Here is a 20,594-nt window from a genome sequence, read left to right as displayed (position 1 = left end):
GTCCACAAAACCCGTATTTATGTGCATATGCTCTATTTCCCTTGCTTTATCAAAGCCTTTTGATATACAATCGTAAATAAAATAGTAGTAAAGGTTACTGCAAAGAAATCTGCAATGGGCTCTGCCATATAGACAGCCATCGTCTGATTGCTTTTCCATATCTGTGGCATAATATAAATAATCGGTATCAACAGTACAAATTTTCTCATAATCGCAACAGAAATAGATGCAGCTGCCTTTCCTAGCGATGTAAAGGTTAACTGACATGCAATCTGAAGACCAAATAAAAACATACATGCCATATACATACGCAATGCATCTTTGGTAAAGAGAAGCAATGCCTTATCTGCAGTAAATAATGCTGCAAATATCTGAGGGAAGATCATGACCAGCAGCCAGAGTAAAATAGCATATCCAAGGCTGATCTTTAACAACAGCCAGAACGTCTTCCTTACACGTTCCAGATTGCCCGCTCCATAATTATAGCTGATGATCGGCTGCGCTCCCTGTCCAAATCCCTGCAATGGAAGCATGGCAAACTGCATAACGCTGGTTAAGATGGTCATCGCCCCTACTGCAATGTCTCCTCCATATTTCAATAAAGAAGAATTAAAGCAGATGGAAATCACACTTTCGCTGGCCTGCATAATAAACAATGCTGATCCTAGTGCCAAACATGGCAGGATAATGCTTTTTTGCAGTTTCAAATTACATCTTCGTATTCTCAATGTTGTTTTCTTCCCGAATAAAAAGGCCAGCACCCAGATACAGGATACTGCCTGAGAAAGAATCGTAGCCAATGCTGCTCCTCTTACTCCCAAATGGCACCCAAAAATCAGGATGGGATCTAATACGATATTCGTTACCGCCCCGATCAGAACCGATAACATCCCGATCTTAGCAAATCCCTGTGCAGTAATAAATGCGTTCATCCCCAGTGTCAACTGTACAAAAATTGTTCCCACCGCATAAATATTCATATACTTTACTGCATACCCAATGGTATTTTCACTGGCTCCAAACGCCATCAGAAAGCTTCGATTCCATATCAGTAAGATAACCGTCAGAATCGCTGAAATCAAAATCTGCAGGGTAAAGCAGTTACCCAGTGTCTTTTCGGCAGATTCATAATCTCCTTTTCCCATATAGATAGAAGATCTTGGTGCTCCACCGTTCCCAACGAGAGCTGCAAATGCCGTTACAATCAGAATAATCGGCATACAGACACCAACTCCAGTCAGTGCCAAAGCTCCTTCTCCTGGAATATGACCAATATAAATACGGTCTACAATGTTATACAGCATATTAATGAGCTGAGCTGCTAACGTAGGAAGTGCCAATCGGAATAATAATTTGCCAATGGGCTCCTTCCCCAAAAAATCTTTTTCTTCCTGCATTATATATCTCTCCTTCTCATAATGTCATCCGCATTTTTCAAAATCCGTTCATTAAACTTCCATAGCTGCTGCTTTTCCTGTTCGGAAAATCCAGAAAATAATTCTTTAAAAAATACATTCTGCTTATCATCAATAGCATCTGTAATACCTCTGGAAGCCGGCAACAAGGACAAATGCATCTTCCGTCTGTCCTGCTGGTCCGGCTCACGCTCCAACAGCCTCTTTTGAATCAATACCTCCACTGCTCTGGATACATTTCCCTTCGAAAGCATACGAAGCTCCACAATATCCCTGGCCGTGTCCTTAGATGGATGATTGTGAAGAAAACTGATAATATTAGCTTCAAGCAAAGAAAGCTCATATTCTTCACAGATTTCTTTCAGCATACTTTCATGCATCTTATTGATCCTCCGGATACTAACCAGAAAATCTGTTATATTCATCCTCTTCCTCCTTTAAAAGTTTTTATAAAAACTGTTCTAAAAAGAACTTTTATACCGATTATACTCCAATAAAGAAATCTGTCAAGTATACAATCCTTGCGAAGTGTTTTTATCACATAGATATGATAAGAAAAAAGCCCCTAAGGGCTTTTCAGACTGTAGACAAAGTCCCGGCGAAAGCCGGGCTTTTCTATGTTTACGACCGTTTTTCTGATATAATTGAAATATCAGAAAGGCGGTGTTTTTTATGATGACAAAAAATGCAGACAAAAAAAGGGAACAGATGATGATGTTCTGTATGGATGACATGGTTCCTCAAAACCATATGCTGCGTTTGATTGATAAAGCCATCGACTGGACTTTTATCTATGATCTTGTAGAAGAAAAATACTGTTCTGATAATGGAAGACCCAGCATGGATCCTGTTATGCTGATCAAAATTCCTTTTATTCAATACCTTTATGGAATTAAAAGTATGAGACAGACTATCAAGGAGATTGAAGTAAACGTTGCTTACAGATGGTTCCTTGGATTAGACATGATGGATCCGGTACCACATTTTTCAACCTTTGGAAAAAACTATACACGCCGTTTTAAGGACACAGATCTTTTTGAGCAGATCTTTGCAAAAATATTGGAAGACTGCATGAAATTTAAACTGGTGGACACCGATCAGATCTTTGTGGATTCCACTCATGTGAAAGCATGTGCAAACAGCAAAAAAATGCGAAAAAGAGTTGCACAGGAACAGGCCCTTTGGTATGAAGAGAAACTACAGAAGGAAATATCCAGGGATCGTGAAGCGCATGGGAAAAAGCCTTTGAAAGAAAAAGACAAAAATGATCCCCCATCCGGCAGCGGGAGCGGTGATAATACAAAGGAAGAAGAAATTCCAGAAGGAATTAAAACGCAGAAATGCAGTATCAGTGATCCGGAAAGCGGCTGGTTTCGTAAAGGCGAGCATAAACATGTTTTTGCCTATGCAGTGGAAACAGCTTGTGATAAACATGGCTGGATCCTGGGATACAGCATTCATCCGGGGAATGAACATGACAGCCGGACATTCAAAACACTTTATGACAAGATAAAGATCTATTCACCGGCTATGATCATAGCAGATGCCGGTTATCGTACACCAGCAATCGCCCATGAGTTGTTAGAAGATGGTATCGAGCCGCTGTTCCCATACAAAAGGCCAATGACAAAGGAAGGTTTTTTCCGAAAATATGAGTATGTATATGATGAGTATTATGACTGCTATATATGTCCGGAAAACCATATATTATCCTATCATACGACAAACAGGGAGGGTTATAGGGAATACGTAAGCTGCGGAGAAATATGTGACAGTTGTCCAAATCTTCATAGATGTACGGAAAGCAAAGAACATATAAAAGTGATCACCCGCCATGTGTGGGAAGAATATATGGAGAAAGCAGAGGACATCAGGCATACACTTGGCAATAAACAGATATATGACTTAAGAAAGGAGACAATCGAGAGGATTTTCGGAACAGCCAAAGAGCAGCATGGATTTCGTTATACACAATACATAGGAAAAGCCCGGATGGAGATGAAAGCGGGGCTTACTTTTGCATGTATGAACCTGAAAAAACTGGCCAGGATACTGGCCAAAAGGGAAGAAAGAATCTCAACCATCCATAATATTTGGCGGTTATTAAAAGAAAAGTCATTTTTCAAAGAAAAGTGGTGCTGGAGATTATCTCCAGCACAAACTTTGTCTACAGTCTGAAAAGCCCCTAAGGGCTTTTAAGATATTTCCTTTTTACGGAATGGTTTTGCCAGGAGGAAACTTCCAAAGATCAAACCATTGATCACCAAAGTCATAGGAAGCTGTCCCCAATGGATTTCCTGATTCTGAAGCACATCTACAGAATAATTTCCCACAATGATCGGTATCAGATTGTTATTGAGAAAGTGTAAAATTACCGGAACCCATATATTCTGTGTCTTCATATATGCATAGGCAAAGAAGATTCCAAGGGTAATACAAGTAATCTGTTGGGAGGCTGCAGCAGCAAATCCCATCTCCGGCCGAGTATAATAAAAGAAATCTACCGGCAGATGCCACAATCCCCACACAATACCAAGTACGATCACTCCGCCCCGAAGTCCAAACCTTTTCTGAAGCAATGGCTGCAGATAATAGCGCCATCCATATTCCTCACCGAAAAAAGCTACAAAAACTAAGAAAAAGTTTATAGCAAGTGCTGCCATACTAATCCAGGTAGTCGGGTTCTTCACGATTTCGAAGAAGCTTTCCATATCACCGGAAATTCCATAAGAAATCACCGTTCGGAGCATATATAAGGCAATAAACAATACAATACATGCAACGGATGCCTTACTGTTTCTCCAACACAGACCATACTCCTTTCTCTTCTCCTTTCCCGATGTCAGATAAAAAATCCAACAGACAATGCTACCAACAATCATCGCATATTGTACTGCCAATGCCCATATGGATATATTCATTCCTGCAATCTGTAAATAATTTCCAGGTACGATTACAGATAAGATAGAAATTCCCATGAGAAATACTGTGAGCACCAAAAAAGCCAGAAAGAATCTCGTTGGTGTCTTTTGTTCTTTTCGTTTCGTCAGTAAATATGCCAACATTACTCCTGCAGCTGGATACATCATCTGCGCATTTGGAAATGCACTGACATCCAGTTGCCTTCCATTTCCATAAGCCATCAAACCTCCCATAAGAAAGGTAATACCGTAGGCAACAATGATAAAGATTTTAAGCTGCTTTTTTTCTAACCTTGATAACATATTTTTCCCCCTTTCTCCTCGTTAAAAATATTGTGTACCAGCTATCTTTATTGTACCAAATTCTTCTATCTTATGCCATGAAATTACAATCCTCATTCTACCCCCTTGAAAATTCCAGTCAATTTATTACAATGAAATATAGGCTAGTATACAAAGAAGAATATCAATAAGGAGGTGTCTCTTATGAAGACGATTGAAGTACATCATCTTACAAAAGATTATGGAAATAAAAAAGGAATCTTTGATTTAAATTTTTCTGTACAGAAGGGAGAAGTTTTTGGATTTCTTGGACCCAATGGGGCTGGTAAGACAACAACCATCCGTCATCTGATGGGATTTATCCGTCCCGATTCCGGAACCGTAACCATTAATGGCATGGACTGCTTTTCGCAGCACGCCAGGCTCCAGCAGACACTGGGCTATCTGCCCGGCGAAATTGCTTTATTCAATGACATGACTGGCACCAGCTACTTAAAATTCATGGCAGATCTAAAACGGGTAAAGGACCAAACCCGGATAAAAAAGCTCATGGACTATTTTGAACTGAATCCCAAAGGCCCCATCCGGAAAATGTCTAAGGGAATGAAGCAGAAGCTGGCAATCATCTGTACCTTTATGTCCGATCCAAATATTATTATTCTAGATGAGCCTACCAGTGGACTGGACCCCCTGATGCAAAACCGTTTTATTGAATTGATCCTACAAGCCAAAAAGAACGGTGCTACCATTCTGCTTTCTTCCCATATTTTTGAAGAAGTAGAAAAAAGCTGTGATCGCACTGCTATTATCCGAAATGGCCGACTGGTTACCATCGAGAACATGAATTCTCTCGCACAAAAAAAGAAGAAAACTTATACTGTAACCTTTGCCGATCAACAGGCTGCTCAGAAATTTGCTCTGGATCCTTCACTCCCTATTCAGAAGGTCTCCAATAACCAGGTCTTATTATCCGTAAATGGTGCTCCCGGAGAGATTTTACAAAAAATCGGAGCCTGTCACCCTGTAGATATGGATATTAAAACTCAAACTCTGGAAGAGTTATTCTTACATTATTATGATGAGGAGGTCACACCATGATTATTCCATTATTAAAACACAATCTATCCTCTGCGATTAAGACATTTTTCCTGCTTTTCGCATTGATCTGTCTATATACTATTACTATTATTTATATGTATAACCCGGAATTGTCCGATATGCTAAGCGGATATCAGGATGTACTTCCTGGTATGATGAGTGCCGTGGGCATGACCGGCATTGCCTCTAACCTGTTGGAGTGGATTCAAATCTACTTATATGGGTTCATTATGGAGTTATTTCCTATGATATTTGTCATTGTTCTTGGAAATCGTCTCATCATGAGCCACATTGATACGGGAAGTATGGCAAACCTGTTATCCACACCACACTCCCGCTTCCGCATTATTTTTACACAATTGATTTCCTCTATTATGTTGATAACCTGTTTGTTGTCTGCAGTTACTGCCGTTGGTATTATCAGTAGTCATATTCTATTTCCTGGAGAACTTGATATCACAAGATACATACAATTAAATGTTAGCACCTTACTGCTACAGCTGATTATTCTTGGTATTGTATGCCTTGCTGCCTGTGTGTGTAACGAAGCCAGATATTACTATACCTTTGGTGCGGGAATTCCAATCATATTTTTCCTGCTCCAGATGCTATCCAATATGGGAGAAAAGCTGGAAAAGCTAAAATACGTAACCATCTATACGCTTCTTCCAGCTAAGGAGATTATTCATGGAGAGTCTTATTGGATCTACAACCTGTCCATGATTTTATTGGCATTGGCATTATTTTCCTTTAGCATCTTCTGGTTTGACCGAAGAGATTTATCCATATAACACCAGCTATCTTTTCTTTATGTATTTCTCCTGTTTTCTTTATTTTCAAAAGAATTTATGATATAATTCTTCTGTTTATACTGTGTTTACACGATTTTTACAAAACGACAAGGGGAAATTTAGAAAGAAAGGTATGAAATATGTTACACACAATTGAATCTATTAACAATGTGGTCAACAACTTTATCTGGGGTGTTCCGGCCATGATCTGTATCATCGGTGTAGGACTATATCTGAGTATCCGTACAAACTTTTTACAGATCCGCAAGTTTCCATATGCCATAAAGACTACCTTAGGAAGAGTGTTCCGCAAAACAGAGGCCTCTGAAGGCTCCATGACTCCTTTCCAGGCGGTTTGTACCGCTTTAGCTGCCACCGTAGGAACGGGAAATATCTCTGGTGTGGCTGGTGCCATCGCTATCGGAGGACCCGGTACTATCTTCTGGATGTGGATTTCTGCACTTCTTGGCATGTGTACCAAATTCGCTGAAGTAACACTGGCCGTACATTTTCGTGAAACCAATGACCACGGTGAATTCGTCGGCGGTCCTATGTATTATATTAAAAATGGATTGAGTAAAAACTGGCACTTTCTTGCCTATTTGTTTTCCGCTTTCGGTGTCCTTACTGTATTTGGTACTGGAAATGCAACTCAGGTCAATACCATCACTACTGCTATTGATTCTGCATTGTTAAATTTTCATATCATACCAGATAGTTCTGTCTCTACGGTCAATCTGGTATTAGGTATTATCATCGCTATTGTGGTTGGACTGGTACTGCTGGGCGGAATCAAACGAATTGGTAAAGTAACAGAAAAGCTGGTTCCGTTTATGGCTCTCTTCTATATTGCTTTGGCCTTAGGTGTAGTAATCCTTAATATGCAGCATATTCCAGATGTATTTTACTCTATTTTCTATGGAGCATTTCATCCACGAGCTGTGACAGGAGGAATCGTAGGAAGCTTCTTCCTCAGCATGAAAAAGGGAGTATCCAGAGGAATTTTCTCCAACGAAGCCGGTCTTGGTACTGGTTCTATCGCTCATGCCTGTGCCGATACAAAAAAACCTGTTAAACAGGGGATGTTCGGAATCTTTGAGGTATTTGCCGACACGATCATCATCTGTACATTAACTGCACTGGTTATTTTATGTAGTGGTATTCCAATTCATTACGGAAATCCTGCTGGTGCAGAGCTGACGATCCTTGGACTGACCTCTACTTACGGAAACTGGATCTCCATCTTCACTGCAGTAGCTATGTGCTGTTTTGCCTTCTCCACCATTATCGGCTGGGGACTATATGGTGCAAGATGCATTGAGTTCTTATTCTCTTCCAAGGTAACAAAGCCATTCCTCATTGCATACTCTCTGGTAGCAATTCTCGGGGCCACTGTCGACCTTGGATTATTATGGAGCATTGCTGAGACCTTCAATGGCTTAATGGCCATTCCAAACCTGATTGCCGTCTTCCTATTATCTGGTACGGTCATCAAATTAGTAAAAGAATATTTTTCAAACGAACAAAGTCATTAGACTATAAACTTAAGTGGGAAATCTATCAGATGTAATAGAGCTCCCACTTTTTTTCCGCACTGTTTTTGAAAATCTTCATATAATAGAAGAAACTATCTAGATTTTGAGGTTTCTTATGAATACAGATCCCCGTGGCACCATGGTTCAGCAGGGAAACATTATAAGGATTGACAATGCTCTTGTAGAAGAGGTTGTCTGCTTTACGAATTTTAACGGATACATCTTAATTTCCTATGCAGTTCCGCAAAAAAATCAGACCATTTCCATTGAAACAATTCGATTAAATCTAAATCAAAATACCGTGGTTTTGAATGCTTCTGGTCAACGGCTCTGTCCATGCTGTATCCAAAAAGGACTTTGGATCAATGCTATCTTTTCCGCACGAATGACCAGAAGCATTCCTCCTCAGTCCAATGCATTCTTAATCTTAATCCAAAGAAATCCAAAAGCTCCTTCTTCTACCACCACCGGACGAATCTCTTTTGTAGATGTGCGAAATTCAGCCATTTACACTGGAAATCTTAACAACATTAATAGTCAGACCAAATATATGATTACCGAACAAACTTCCATTATTAATCGTTCTGGCAGACCGATCAGCCTCCAGAATCTTAGCCCTGGTCAGTTAGTAACCATCACACACGCCAATTTTCAGACAGCCAGCATTCCTCCACAGACGACAGCATTTGAAATCCGAGTCCTTTCCACATAAGAATAAGCCAAATGGGGTGTGACAAAACATTCGTAAACAATGTTTCGCCACACCCCATTGGTCTCCCCTCAAAAATGCTTTATTCCCGTCTATGCTGCTTCCATCATCTGATAAAACATTTCATGGATTTTATTATTCTCATCCAGCTCTGGATGGAAGGAAAGTCCAATCTGTGTTCCATATCGGACTGCTACGATCTTCTCCTCTACTTTTGCCAGAACTTCCACTTCATCTTCCGCACTTTCCACATATGGTGCCCGAATAAAGGTCATTGGAACCTGTCCAATTCCTTTTACTTCTTCCTCTGTATAGAAGCTTCCCAACTGTCTTCCATATGCATTTCTCTTTACTGTCACAGGAAGTGTCTGAAAATAAGCTTTATCATCATTGCTGATATGCTCTGCCAGTAAGATCAATCCAGCACAGGTCGCCAGTGTTGGAATTCCCTGCTGAATTCTTTTCTTAAGATCAGCAAACATATCCAGGTCATTCAGCAGCTTTCCCTGAACAGTACTCTCACCGCCAGGCAGGATCAGACCATCGAAATGCTGATTTAAATCTTCTTTTTTTCGTATTTCCACACAGGTTGCTCCCAAAGCTTGCATTTTATGCTCATGCTCGATAAATGCTCCCTGCACTGCCAGAATTCCTACCTTCAATCTATTTACCCCTTTCAGCCATAAGAAGCTCGATCTCCTGTTCATTAATTCCTACCATAGCTTCTCCAAGATCTTCAGAAAGCTCTGCTAAAAGCTTGGCATCATTATAATTGGTAACTGCTTTTACGATAGCCTGTGCTCTCTTTACTGGGTCACCAGATTTAAAGATACCAGATCCTACAAACACTCCTTCTGCACCCAGCTGCATCATCAATGCTGCATCTGCAGGTGTTGCAACACCGCCTGCTGCAAAGTTTACTACTGGAAGACGCTTATGGTCATGTACATACTGTACCAATTCATATGGCACACGCAGTTCTTTTGCTTCGTCAAACAATTCATCTTCTCGCATAGAAGATATTTTTGCGATCTCGCGATTCATCATTCTCATATGACGTACTGCCTGAACTACATCTCCTGTTCCTGGTTCTCCTTTGGTACGAATCATGGAAGCACCTTCGTTGATTCTTCGAAGTGCTTCTCCAAGATCTTTCGCTCCACAGACAAATGGTACTTTAAAGTTTGTTTTGTCAATGTGGTAAACATCATCTGCTGGAGATAATACTTCACTTTCATCAATATAATCAATCTCGATTGCTTCTAAAATCTGTGCTTCTGCAAAATGTCCGATTCTGCATTTTGCCATAACTGGAATGGATACTGCTTCCTGAATACCTTTGATCATCTTTGGATCACTCATTCTGGAAACTCCACCTGCTGCACGAATATCTGCTGGAATTCTTTCCAATGCCATAACTGCGCAAGCACCTGCTTCTTCTGCAATCCTTGCCTGCTCCGGAGTCGTAACATCCATGATGACTCCACCTTTTAACATCTGTGCCAGTTCTTTGTTTAAATTCCATCTTTCTTTGCTCATTGGTTTCTCCCCTTTTCTATCTGTTTCGTATGATTATGGAGTATAGAGCAAAACTGTCCAGGTGAAAATAGCCAGTTTTTAATTTTTTAACCATGCCAGTTTGATTTTCAAAATCCTCTTTACTGATTCATCAATCCGTTCTTCCGAAATTCTCCCGTCTTCTACCGCCTTCATGACTCCCTGGTACGCTTTCTGAAAATCCTCTGGCATAAGAATCATATCTACTCCAGCCTGAATGGCTTTTATGGCTGCTTCATCAGAAGAATAATGATTCGAAATTGCTGCCATGTTAAATGCGTCGGTAATCACGATATTTTCATATCCTAATTGGTCTCTAAGCAGTTCATCCACCACTTTTTTATTCATAGAAGATGGCAGCTCATTAGAATCTCTGCCTCCAGGTATCATATGAGAAACCATCACAAACGGTACTTCTTCCTTTATAGCTGTCTGAAACGGAAGTAGATCGGTATCCATCATCTCATCAAAGGATTTTGATATATAACCACTCTCTAAATGGGTATCCTGTTTTACAGAACCCTGTCCTGGAAAATGCTTCACTGCTCCTAAAATTTCCTGTTCCGTTAGTCCGTTCAGATAAGCAGTTACCATCTTGGAGACCTTCTCCGGATCATTCCCAAAAGAACGGCTTCTGATAACATCTGCAGTATCTTCATTGGAAACATCTGCAACCGGTGCAAAGTCTACGTTAAATCCATATTCCCTTAGATAACCGCCAATATAGAATGCTGCCTGGTATACATCCTCACTGCTCCTGCTTCCCAATGTCTTCATATCCTCTGTCTTTTTCACATTGCACTTTCCACTGTTGGCAATTCGGGCAACTTGTCCCCCTTCTTCGTCAATACCAAGAAAAATGGGAATTTCTCTCTGGCTGTCATTGATCTTTTTGAATCCCTTCATCATCGTTTTTAACTGTTCATCATCTTCAATATTATTGGCAAATAAAATCATTCCGCCAACAGGATATTCCTTTAAGGCTTGCTCTGTCACCTCTCCTGCCTTTATCACCTGACCATATCCAGTCAACTGTTCTGGTGTGATCATAAAAAGCTGTGCTACTTTTTCCTCTACTGTCATCTCCTTCAACCAGGTCTCTTCTTGGGTCTTTTTCCTTTCTTCCTTCACTTGCTCATTCTGATTTTTTTTGCTGCATGCAGAAACAAGCAGGGTGAGACAGAATAGCAGCACAATACCTATTATCGTTACTCTTATTTTTTTCATTTTTATACACTACCTCCATTTCAATTCCACCGCCTATTCACATAAAGGCGGAGTACCTCTCCCATTCAGTTATATCTCCCTTAATTTTACAAGCTTTTCTATATTAGCACATTCTTAATACATAATAAATGAATTTTTTTCAATTTTTTGTTACAATTTTATCAAAATGTAGTATAATAACCACGGATATGTCACCTGGCATATCCGTTTTTACGTTCTAACTTAAACAAAAAGAAAGGAAATGATACATATGAGAACAGCATTAACAATCGCTGGAAGCGATTCCAGTGGAGGCGCCGGCATCCAGGCCGACATTAAGACAATGATCACCAATGGCGTTTATGCTATGAGTGCGATTACTGCATTGACCGCTCAGAACACCATGGGAGTTACCGGAATCATGGAGGTTACTCCAGACTTTTTAGGCGAACAGCTGGATAATATCTTTACTGATATCTACCCCGATGCTGTAAAGATCGGTATGGTATCCAATAGTGATCTGATCAAAAAAATTGCAGAAAAACTAAAAGAATATGATGCTAAGAACATTGTTGTAGATCCTGTTATGGTCGCTACCAGTGGCTCTAAATTGATCAGTGATGAGGCCATCGCCACATTGAAGGAATATCTGCTTCCTATGGCGCTTGTCTTAACTCCAAATATTCCAGAAGCTGAAGTATTATCTGGCATGACCATTCAATCTGCAGATGATATGATCGAAGCTGCCAGAGTCATCAGTGAAACCTATCACTGTGCGGTCCTCTGTAAAGGCGGACATCAGCTAAATGATGCCAATGATCTGCTTTATAGAAATGGCTCTTATCAATGGTTCCATGGAAAAAGGATTGAGAATCCGAATACTCACGGAACCGGATGTACACTGTCTAGTGCCATTGCCTCTAATCTGGCAAAAGGATTTGATCTGGATATATCCGTAGAACGTGCAAAAGCCTATATTTCCGGTGCTCTTTCAGCCATGCTGGATCTTGGAAACGGCAGTGGTCCTATGAATCACGGATTTAATCTCACTGGAACCTTTATAGAAACAGCAAAGGAGGTACAAAAATAATGTCTGCAAAACGTACTTCCATTTTTGAAAATAGTTTGATCTGGTTCGGTGCCGGTGTTTCCATCGCCGAAATCCTGACTGGTACCTATCTGGCACCTCTTGGTTTTTCCAAAGGATTAGCCGCAATTGTCATTGGACATGTGATCGGATGTCTAATGCTATTCTTAGCCGGCATCATCGGTGGAAAGTCAAGACGAAGCGCTATGGAAACCGTAAAAATGAGTTTTGGAGAAACAGGAAGTCTGCTTTTCTCCATTCTAAATGTTCTCCAGCTGGTCGGCTGGACGGCCATTATGATCTACGATGGAGCCCTTGCTGCCAATGGCCTGATGGATACAGGAAGCTTTATCTGGTGTCTTGTCATTGGTGCCCTGATCATCCTCTGGATTGTCATTGGTATCACAAACCTTGGAAAAATAAACGTAATTGCCATGTCAGCCCTGTTTATTCTGACTTTAATCCTATCCAAGGTCATCTTCTTCGATTCCGGAGCTGTAGGAATGATCGCAGATGACAGCATGACATTTGGAGCAGCCGTAGAATTGGCCGTAGCAATGCCTCTATCCTGGCTTCCACTGATCAGTGATTATACAAGAGAAGCCAAAGAGCCTGTGAAAGCAACTGCTGCCAGTGCTATTGTCTATGGAATTGTCAGCAGCTGGATGTATATCATTGGTATGGGCGCAGCGATCTATACCGGCGAATACGACATCGCACAGATTATGTTAAAAGCAGGACTTGGAATTGCAGGATTGCTGATCATCGTATTCTCAACCGTAACTACTACTTTCCTGGATGCGTATTCCGCTGGTATTTCCAGCGAATCCATCTTTCCAAATCTCAACGGAAAACATGTGGCTATCGTTGTGACCATCTTAGGAACCATCGCTGCCATCGTATACCCAATGGATAATATTACTAACTTTCTTTATCTCATCGGCTCCGTATTTGCACCAATGATCGCGATTCAGATTGCAGACTTTTTCTTATTCCATGATGACCACAGCAGAAAAGGCATCAATTTACCAAATCTGATCGTCTGGGTAATCGGATTTATCGCATATCGATTCCTGATGACCGTAGATATTATTGTTGGAAATACACTTCCTGATATGGTGATCACGATTCTTTTGTGCTGTATCGTAAAAAAAGTAATTGGAAATCGTAGATAAAAGCAACATTAAAAGGGCTCTTCCACTTGAGAAAAGCCCTTTTGTCTTCTTTTATTCACAATGCATATTCATATTCAAACGAGGCCTTCCTGGTTTCAAATGCAAAAAGAATTCGGTTTCCTTTCCGAAATCGGTAATAAGCTCTGCAGACAGCGCTTTCATGAATGGTTCGTCCCATATCTCCCGCCACTGGGGCCTGTAATGGCTGATGTGCTGCCTCTAAAAGCCAGGCTTCCAATTCCATATCTCCCTGTCGGATTCGCAGCTTTCCTCGCTGAATGTGTATTACTCTTGCCCCCAGATAAGTGGCCATCCTATATTCTCGTCCATGCCACATAACCACAGCGATCGTACCAGTAAAATGAAACCCTGCCATAGGAATATCTGCTACAGACAGCATCAAAGAGCCTCCGGGAAAACAACACTGAGTCCATGCATATTCTTTTGGAAAAGAATATCCACAATCTCCTTCCCAGTATCCCCAGTCATGATCAAAACAATAGCTGCGACCATTTATGCTAAGTGTTCCAGTAACCAAATGCTTCATGCTAAAGACACGATGTTTACATTCCAGAAATGGTATGAGAGCAAAAGGACCCATGATATCATATCTTAAGGAAGAGAGGGGCCCAAATCTCAGTTCTCCTTTTGCGTCCAGTCTGGATGTAACCAGATGCAACCGGATTCCCCTCTGACTGAACCGATTTTCCCCAATGGAAATTCCTCTTTTATCCCTGCAGAATATATTTCCCGGCATTTTGGCCATCCACACCCCATTTTCCGTAATCAACTGAATGGAACAACTCTTTTGCCCATTTTTCTGATGGACTGCCGGTATGACTGCCACCGTATGCTCTTTCGACTGACACTTCATATACCACCCATTAAAAAAGTTTTTCATAATTCTTCCTTTTTGTCCACTTTCATGTTCTTTAAATTTCTTTTGGAAGGATTGTCAAGAAGCCTTCCATTTTCATCGTATCGTGATCCATGGCAGGGACAGTCCCAGCTGTTCTCATCTGGATTCCAGGTAAGTCCACATCCAAGATGAGCGCATCTCCCCGGCCCTTGTGGTACGATTCCCTTGATCAGTCCCTCAATACTCATTCCTACATCACATAATAAATTCCCGATAGATGCCCGAACATTCATCCTCTGCGGAGAAAATACTTTCTTATATGGATGCTCTCTCTCACATATTTCATCCCGCAAGATCATAGCCGCTACCATGGAAGAGGTCATCCCCCACTTTTGAAACCCAGTTGCCACATAAAGATCAGGGGTAAAGTAAGAATATCTCCCGATGAAGGGAATCCCATCATGAGGCATACAATCCTGTGCCGACCAACGATATGCTTCCCTGCATTCTGGGTAATACTTTCTTGCCTCTTGCCAAAGATTTTCATAAGCACATTTTCCATGATGAATACCTGTCCGATGACCACTTCCTCCAAGCAGCAGATGCTCTCCTGCCTGACGAAAAGAAAGCCCATCTTCATCTATGCCATAATACATTCCCTGTATTCTTTCACAGCCAGACAACGCCAGCACATAGCTTCGTTCCTGATGCTGCCGTAAGAAATAAAATCCAGGAATATTTAAGAAAGGATAATGAGCAGCAACGACTATTTTATCGGCTGAGAAAACGGACGCATTGGTCATCACTTTATGATCTTTGATTCCAATGACCTTGGTATGCTCCAAAACCTCTAATTGGGCAGCAATATATTGTAAGAATATCAGTGGCGAAAATTGTGCCTGATGACGAAATCCTGCGGCTCCCACCACTGGAAATGGAAGCTGTGTTTCTTTTGTAAAAAATGCATCAATTCCGACCTCTTTGGCAGCTCTTATCTCATTTCTCAGCTTTTCTTCTTCCTTCCGACTATATAAATAAGCCGTAACCCTCTCAAACTGACAGTCAATCTTATATTTCTTGATCAGCCGTTCATACTCTTTTATGGCCGCCTCATTTGCCTGAGCATACAATCTTGCTTTTTCCTTACCGACCTTCTTGATCAGACTGCTATATTTACATCCATGCTGGCTTGTGATCTTTGCTGTCGTACGCTCCGTCTGACCAGAAGCAATGGTATCTGCTTCCAGAACAAGGACTCTTCTTCCCTGCTCCTTTAGCTGATAAGCAATCAGGATTCCCGCCATACCAGCGCCGATCACAATAACATCCCAATGCACTTTTTTTAATGCCGGATCTGCAGGTCCTGCTTCCAGCTTCTCTTCTTGTGCTCTCCATAACGACTTCATATCTTCTTTCCTCCTGGAAGTTCATTGGATGGAGGAAAACATGTATGCCCTTCACAGACATAATACGTAGTTTGATCGTTTATGAGTGAATAGCCTTCTTCCGGCTCCAAAAGAATGCGAACATCTGCATACAATGGCAGACGAGGATACATATTCTGTGCTTTTTCGTCCCTGGAAAGAACCACCGTAATCTTTTTTGGCGGATGGAGATAGAAAAGCAGTGCAATTTGAAACAGGCTATGTCCAGCAGGATACTCCCTTGCTTTTCCAGATAAAAAGATCAGCTGCTTTTCTGCTCGTTTCCGGTCCTCTTCTCTCCCGGTCAGCTGCCAAATCCGCACCAGACAATATGCCATCACAGAATTTCCACTTGGCAGTGCTCCGTCATAGGTTTCCTTCGGCTTTGTAATGAGATTTTCATTCTCCGTTCCATAAAGAAAATATCCCCTTCCTTTGGAATCACAAAATTGTCTCTGTGCCTCCTCCATAACCTCTTCTGCTCGCTCTTGGTAACAGGATTCTCCCGTAACTTCATATAAGCTGAGCAACCCTGCCACATAATATGCATAATCATCCAAAAATCCATTTACGGACGGTATCTGATCATGACAGCTTACGTAGAGACAATTTTCATTTGTAAGATACTGTTCTATGAACTCCTGGTTCTTTTGGGCGGCATGAAGATAATGCTTCTTTCCTGTTACTCGGTAAAGGATGGCCAAAGCACAGATCATCAGGGAATTCCATGCAGTAAGAACCTTATTATCCAGATGAAGACTGGTACGGGATTTGCGATACTCGTATAACAGCTTTCTTTCCTCTTCCAATTCATGAGAAATTTTCTTGCCATTTCGTAGATTTGGAATGTTCTTCCCCTCAAAATTTCCCTGCTTTGTCATTCCAAAATAATCACAAAATCTTCGCCCCTTTTCCTCTCCGAGGACCCTTATGACTTCTTCGTAACGAAAGACATAATATCTACCTTCCTCTCCCTCACTGTCCGCATCCTGGGCAGAGTAAAATTCTCCCAAAGGCCCTGCCATTTCCCGCAAAACATATTCCGCTGTCTGTTCTGCGGTGATAAGAAACTGTTTTTCTCCAGTAGCCTTATATGCAGCAGCATAGGATAATATCAACAGACCATTGTCATACAGCATCTTCTCAAAATGAGGAACCAGAAAATACGCATCGGTGGAATATCTGGAAAACCCATAGCCAATCTGGTCAAAAATTCCTCCTCTTCGCATCTTTTCTAACGTAAACGCGGCCTGCTTCAAAGCATTCTTATCCTTATAAATGATAGAATACAGAATAAGAAAAATCAGATTATGGGCTGTCGGAAACTTCGGTGCCTGCCCAAAACCGCCATTTTCTTTATCAAAACTTCGTAAAAACTGCTCTGCTGCCTTCTTGGGAAGCTGCTCCTCCATAGTCTCATGAATCTCCCCCTCTTCCATCTGCATATGCGAAAGGATCTCTTCTGCTGATTTCAACAGATGGGGCCGCTGTGTCTTCCATTTATCCACAATTGCAAGCAGTAAATCCCCAAAACCGATCATCCCATACTGGGATACTGGTGGAAAATAAGTCCCTGCATAAAAAGGTTTTTGTTCGGGCGTAAGAAAAATGCTCACAGGCCAGCCTCCGCTTCCCGTCAGCGCCTGACAGACTGCCATATATACACGATCTACGTCCGGGCGTTCCTCCCGGTCCACCTTGATGGATATAAAATTCTGATTTAATATGTCTGCAATGTCATGGTTTTCAAAGCTCTCATGGGCCATGACATGACACCAGTGACAGGTGCTGTAGCCAATACTCAGAAACACCGGCTTATCCTCTCGTCTTGCCTTTTCAAAAGCCTCCTCTCCCCATGGATACCAGTCCACCGGATTTTGTGCATGCTGTAAAAGATATGGGCTGCTCTCATTTTTTAGGCGATTGCTCATGTCACATGATCTCCTTCCAGATAGAATTCATAACTTTTCCTTTGTCTCTGTTCAGAAAAATTCGTTTTCTATAGTCTGTGCATATCATAGCAATTTATTCAAATTTTCGATCATATAAGGGCAAAATGAGTTATGAATCATATTACTTATCCATGCCATCTGAAATTACCTTACCTGCCAAATTCCACCGTACAATTCTTCCATCTTTATACTGTGCTTCAAAATACTCCCCATATTTCGGATCAGAATCATGAATCCATGCCTCAACGTCCTTATTATCATATTCATAAACATATGCTGGAACTTGCTCTGATTTATGCTCCTCCCTTCTCCAGACTACTTTATCTCCCATATAAATAGTATCAAAATCATCTGGTATAGCATCAATCACATCATACTGATTACCGATATTAATACCTTTTACTACTCCAGATACTACTGATTTCTGAATATTAAAATGTAATCTGATACAGCCATCTTTTATTTTTGTTATGGTTATATTGCACTTTGATGGATATTTATATACAGGAGTACCATATTGTATAAATAATTTGGTTTCTCCATTTTCTTTAAAACGATAGATTTGTGTTATTTTTACAACATCATCGGAAACATGAACAAACGGAACCTGTGTCAAAAAATAACCTCCTCCTACAAATAGAAAACAAGTAATCAAGATTGCTATCAACACAGTCTTCCACTTTTTCTTTTTCATTTTATTTTGAAATTCCTGAAATTTCAATTTTGTAACCTGTTTTTCGTCCTTCTGCATAGATAAATTAGCACACAATATTTGGTATTCCGCTTTACAGTTTTCACAACTATCTAAATGCTTTTTTACCATGAATGCTGTAGCATCAGAAACAACATGATCCACAATCTTTTTCTTAGACCGATAATAGGTAACTCTCGCCCAGCTCTCCGTTTTTGAAAACAAATCTGCAATATCTGCAAAAGAAAGTTCCCCAAATGTCCGTAAGGAAAATACCTCTTTATATGGTTCTTCCATCACATGCAGAATTTGATGAATTCTTCTGGATGCAGCTTTTTCACAAAACAAAATCTCCATTGATTTTTCTAATCCTGTGACTTCTTTCGTTTTTTCCTCCAGGAAAATCTCCTTTTTTCTTTTTTGGCATTTATTTATCCACAGGTTTTTTGCAATCGTACACAACCACGTATATAGACTACTCCTTCCCTGAAATGTAGTAGAAGAGAGCATCGCTTTTAAAAAAGTTTCCTGTGTAATGTCCTGAGCCTCATTTTGATTCTGACAGATTGCCAGTATATAATAATACACTGCTTCATATTCAGCCAGCAGAGCTTCCTCGCTTATTGGCTTTTCGTTTTCTTGCATAATATCCTCCTTCACATTCTGAGAACAATATAGCATGACTTTTTCCCTTCATACTATTAGACTCTCTATGTCCAAAAATGTTACATAAGAAATTCGAAAAACTTCTTATGTAACAAAAAAGAACTGTATCTCAAACAACAACATACAGTTCTCTTTTGCCTTTTGGCAGTTCTACTAAATTATCCTATTTTTCACCAGATCATCGCAAAGAAAGACGCTCCCACTACGGTAAAAATTCCTGCTACCACAATGGATAAGCTACTTAAAGCTCCCTCGATTTTTCCCATTTCCATTGCTCTTGCTGTTCCCACTGCATGGGAGGAAACGCCAATGGCAATTCCTTTTGCCACAGGTTCTTTGATATGAAAACATTTTAATATAAAATCAGAACATATATTTCCTAAGATTCCAGTTATAATAATAGCTGCTACAGTAATTGAAACATACCCTCCAAGTTCTTCTGATACTCCCATTCCGATTGCTGTGGTGATGGATTTAGGAAGGAACGTCACATATTCTGCATGACTAAAATGAAAAAGAAACGAGATTACCAGAACAGAAATTAGAGATGTAAAAACTCCGCTAACAATCCCAATCAAAACCGCCCTCCAATTCTTTTTCAAAATCTCAAATTGCTCATACAGGGGAATCGCCAGACAGATGGTTGCTGGTGTCAGAAGGTAACTGATATATTTTGCACCCTCATAGTAATTATCATAATCCACATGTCCAGCTACCAGAAATGCTATTGTAAATACAATGGAAATCAATAACGGATTTAATATGGCCATTTTACACTTTTTCTGAATCCACATTCCTAAAAAATATGTACCTAGAGAGATGGCTACTCCCCCAAATACCGTGTTATATAAAAAATCATTCATGTTTCTTTTCTTCTTTCTTTTCTTTTTTCATAAATGCCTGCGTTACCCTGCCCGCAACAATCATGACAAGAAATGTTGATACGACAATAATCACTATATAGGAAATCCATGATGGATGGATCACATCCCATACGTCGATCAGGCCTACTGCTGCAGGGATAAACATCACCGGCATAATCTCCACTAAAAAATTTCCTGTATCTTCAATTTCCGACAAAGGTATCCATTTGGTTTCCAATAAAAAAAACAGCAACACAATCCCATAGATGTTTCCCGGTACCGGAAATGGTAAAATTTCATGTAAAGCCTCTCCAATAAACGAAAGGATTAAAATAATAGTAAATTGTTTCAAGTATTTCATAA

The 20,594-nt window shown here is 40.5% G+C and carries 19 protein-coding genes; 7 read left to right on the top strand and 12 right to left on the bottom strand.

The genetic code is table 11. The annotated features are described in order from the left end of the window. Positions 1–32: 32 nt before the first annotated feature. Positions 33–1,397: an MATE family efflux transporter gene (locus tag BHF69_RS00455; protein ID WP_075669124.1), complete on the bottom strand. Its 1,365-nt coding sequence runs from the start codon at positions 1,395–1,397 to the stop codon at positions 33–35. Continuing rightward, positions 1,397–1,840 carry a MarR family winged helix-turn-helix transcriptional regulator gene (locus BHF69_RS00450; RefSeq protein WP_075669123.1) on the bottom strand — a complete coding sequence of 148 codons (444 nt, stop codon included), beginning with the start codon at positions 1,838–1,840 and terminating at the stop codon, positions 1,397–1,399. The genes BHF69_RS00455 and BHF69_RS00450 overlap by 1 nt, the downstream gene beginning before the upstream one ends. 247 nt (positions 1,841–2,087) lie before the next feature. Here BHF69_RS00450 and BHF69_RS00445 point away from each other — a divergent pair, with 247 nt between their 5' ends. Continuing rightward, a complete protein-coding gene (locus BHF69_RS00445) occupies positions 2,088–3,593 on the top strand; it encodes an IS1182 family transposase (protein ID WP_075669122.1) in 1,506 nt (501 codons plus the stop codon). Between the two features lie 17 nt (positions 3,594–3,610). On the opposite strand, the gene BHF69_RS00440 is transcribed toward BHF69_RS00445, so the two are convergent. Further along, positions 3,611–4,639, bottom strand: coding sequence for a CPBP family intramembrane glutamic endopeptidase (locus BHF69_RS00440; RefSeq protein WP_075669121.1), 1,029 nt, complete (start codon positions 4,637–4,639; stop codon positions 3,611–3,613). 183 nt (positions 4,640–4,822) lie between these two features. On the opposite strand from BHF69_RS00440, the gene BHF69_RS00435 reads away from it, so the two are divergent. The 4 genes from BHF69_RS00435 to BHF69_RS00420 all read left to right on the top strand — a co-directional run bounded on the left by BHF69_RS00435 (position 4,823) and on the right by BHF69_RS00420 (position 8,754). Further along, positions 4,823–5,716, top strand: coding sequence for an ABC transporter ATP-binding protein (locus tag BHF69_RS00435; protein WP_075669120.1), 894 nt, complete (start codon positions 4,823–4,825; stop codon positions 5,714–5,716). Next, positions 5,713–6,507 (top strand): ABC transporter permease subunit, encoded by a 795-nt coding sequence (locus tag BHF69_RS00430; RefSeq protein ID WP_075669119.1) that lies wholly within the window; start codon positions 5,713–5,715, stop codon positions 6,505–6,507. The genes BHF69_RS00435 and BHF69_RS00430 overlap by 4 nt, the downstream gene beginning before the upstream one ends. Before the next feature lie 140 nt (positions 6,508–6,647). Continuing rightward, positions 6,648–8,042, top strand: a complete 1,395-nt coding sequence (locus BHF69_RS00425; RefSeq protein WP_075669118.1) for an alanine/glycine:cation symporter family protein — start codon at positions 6,648–6,650, stop codon at positions 8,040–8,042. A 115-nt stretch (positions 8,043–8,157) separates the two neighbouring features. Continuing rightward, complete coding sequence (locus BHF69_RS00420) at positions 8,158–8,754, top strand: hypothetical protein (protein ID WP_075669117.1); 597 nt, start codon at positions 8,158–8,160, stop codon at positions 8,752–8,754. Between the two features lie 89 nt (positions 8,755–8,843). On the opposite strand, the gene pdxT is transcribed toward BHF69_RS00420, so the two are convergent. The 3 genes from pdxT to BHF69_RS00405 form a co-directional block, all read right to left on the bottom strand. Further along, positions 8,844–9,413, bottom strand: a complete 570-nt coding sequence (pdxT, locus tag BHF69_RS00415; RefSeq protein ID WP_075669116.1) for a pyridoxal 5'-phosphate synthase glutaminase subunit PdxT — start codon at positions 9,411–9,413, stop codon at positions 8,844–8,846. A 1-nt stretch (position 9,414) separates the two neighbouring features. Beyond that, positions 9,415–10,290 (bottom strand): pyridoxal 5'-phosphate synthase lyase subunit PdxS, encoded by an 876-nt coding sequence (gene pdxS, locus BHF69_RS00410; RefSeq protein WP_075669115.1) that lies wholly within the window; start codon positions 10,288–10,290, stop codon positions 9,415–9,417. A 78-nt stretch (positions 10,291–10,368) separates the two neighbouring features. Next, positions 10,369–11,535: a glycoside hydrolase family 3 protein gene (locus tag BHF69_RS00405; protein ID WP_083650866.1), complete on the bottom strand. Its 1,167-nt coding sequence runs from the start codon at positions 11,533–11,535 to the stop codon at positions 10,369–10,371. A 250-nt stretch (positions 11,536–11,785) separates the two neighbouring features. On the opposite strand from BHF69_RS00405, the gene thiD reads away from it, so the two are divergent. Next, positions 11,786–12,604, top strand: coding sequence for a bifunctional hydroxymethylpyrimidine kinase/phosphomethylpyrimidine kinase (thiD, locus tag BHF69_RS00400; protein ID WP_075669113.1), 819 nt, complete (start codon positions 11,786–11,788; stop codon positions 12,602–12,604). Then, complete coding sequence (gene cytX / locus BHF69_RS00395; RefSeq protein ID WP_075669112.1) at positions 12,604–13,776, top strand: putative hydroxymethylpyrimidine transporter CytX; 1,173 nt, start codon at positions 12,604–12,606, stop codon at positions 13,774–13,776. The genes thiD and cytX overlap by 1 nt, the downstream gene beginning before the upstream one ends. Positions 13,777–13,831: 55 nt before the next feature. On the opposite strand, the gene BHF69_RS00390 is transcribed toward cytX, so the two are convergent. The 6 genes from BHF69_RS00390 to BHF69_RS00365 form a co-directional block, all read right to left on the bottom strand. Then, positions 13,832–14,677: a tocopherol cyclase family protein gene (locus tag BHF69_RS00390; protein ID WP_075669111.1), complete on the bottom strand. Its 846-nt coding sequence runs from the start codon at positions 14,675–14,677 to the stop codon at positions 13,832–13,834. Further along, positions 14,674–16,041, bottom strand: a complete 1,368-nt coding sequence (locus BHF69_RS00385; protein WP_075669110.1) for an FAD-dependent oxidoreductase — start codon at positions 16,039–16,041, stop codon at positions 14,674–14,676. The genes BHF69_RS00390 and BHF69_RS00385 overlap by 4 nt, the downstream gene beginning before the upstream one ends. After that, the gene (locus BHF69_RS00380) at positions 16,038–17,990 is read right to left on the bottom strand and encodes a thioredoxin domain-containing protein (RefSeq protein ID WP_075669109.1); all 1,953 of its coding nucleotides are present in this window, start codon (positions 17,988–17,990) and stop codon (positions 16,038–16,040) included. Before BHF69_RS00380 ends, BHF69_RS00385 begins: the two co-directional genes overlap by 4 nt. A gap of 142 nt (positions 17,991–18,132) precedes the next feature. Continuing rightward, positions 18,133–19,347 carry an RNA polymerase sigma factor gene (locus BHF69_RS00375; protein WP_075669108.1) on the bottom strand — a complete coding sequence of 405 codons (1,215 nt, stop codon included), beginning with the start codon at positions 19,345–19,347 and terminating at the stop codon, positions 18,133–18,135. A 191-nt stretch (positions 19,348–19,538) separates the two neighbouring features. After that, a complete protein-coding gene (locus BHF69_RS00370; RefSeq protein WP_075669107.1) occupies positions 19,539–20,231 on the bottom strand; it encodes an LrgB family protein in 693 nt (230 codons plus the stop codon). Continuing rightward, positions 20,224–20,592: a CidA/LrgA family protein gene (locus tag BHF69_RS00365; RefSeq protein ID WP_075669106.1), complete on the bottom strand. Its 369-nt coding sequence runs from the start codon at positions 20,590–20,592 to the stop codon at positions 20,224–20,226. Before BHF69_RS00365 ends, BHF69_RS00370 begins: the two co-directional genes overlap by 8 nt. Positions 20,593–20,594: the final 2 nt, after the last annotated feature.

The organism is Anaerostipes sp. 992a, from assembly GCF_001940245.1.
In the GTDB taxonomy this organism is placed as follows: domain Bacteria; phylum Bacillota; class Clostridia; order Lachnospirales; family Lachnospiraceae; genus Fimousia.
The sequence above is the reverse complement of the archived record's forward strand: the minus strand, read 5'-3'. Positions and strand labels throughout refer to the sequence as shown.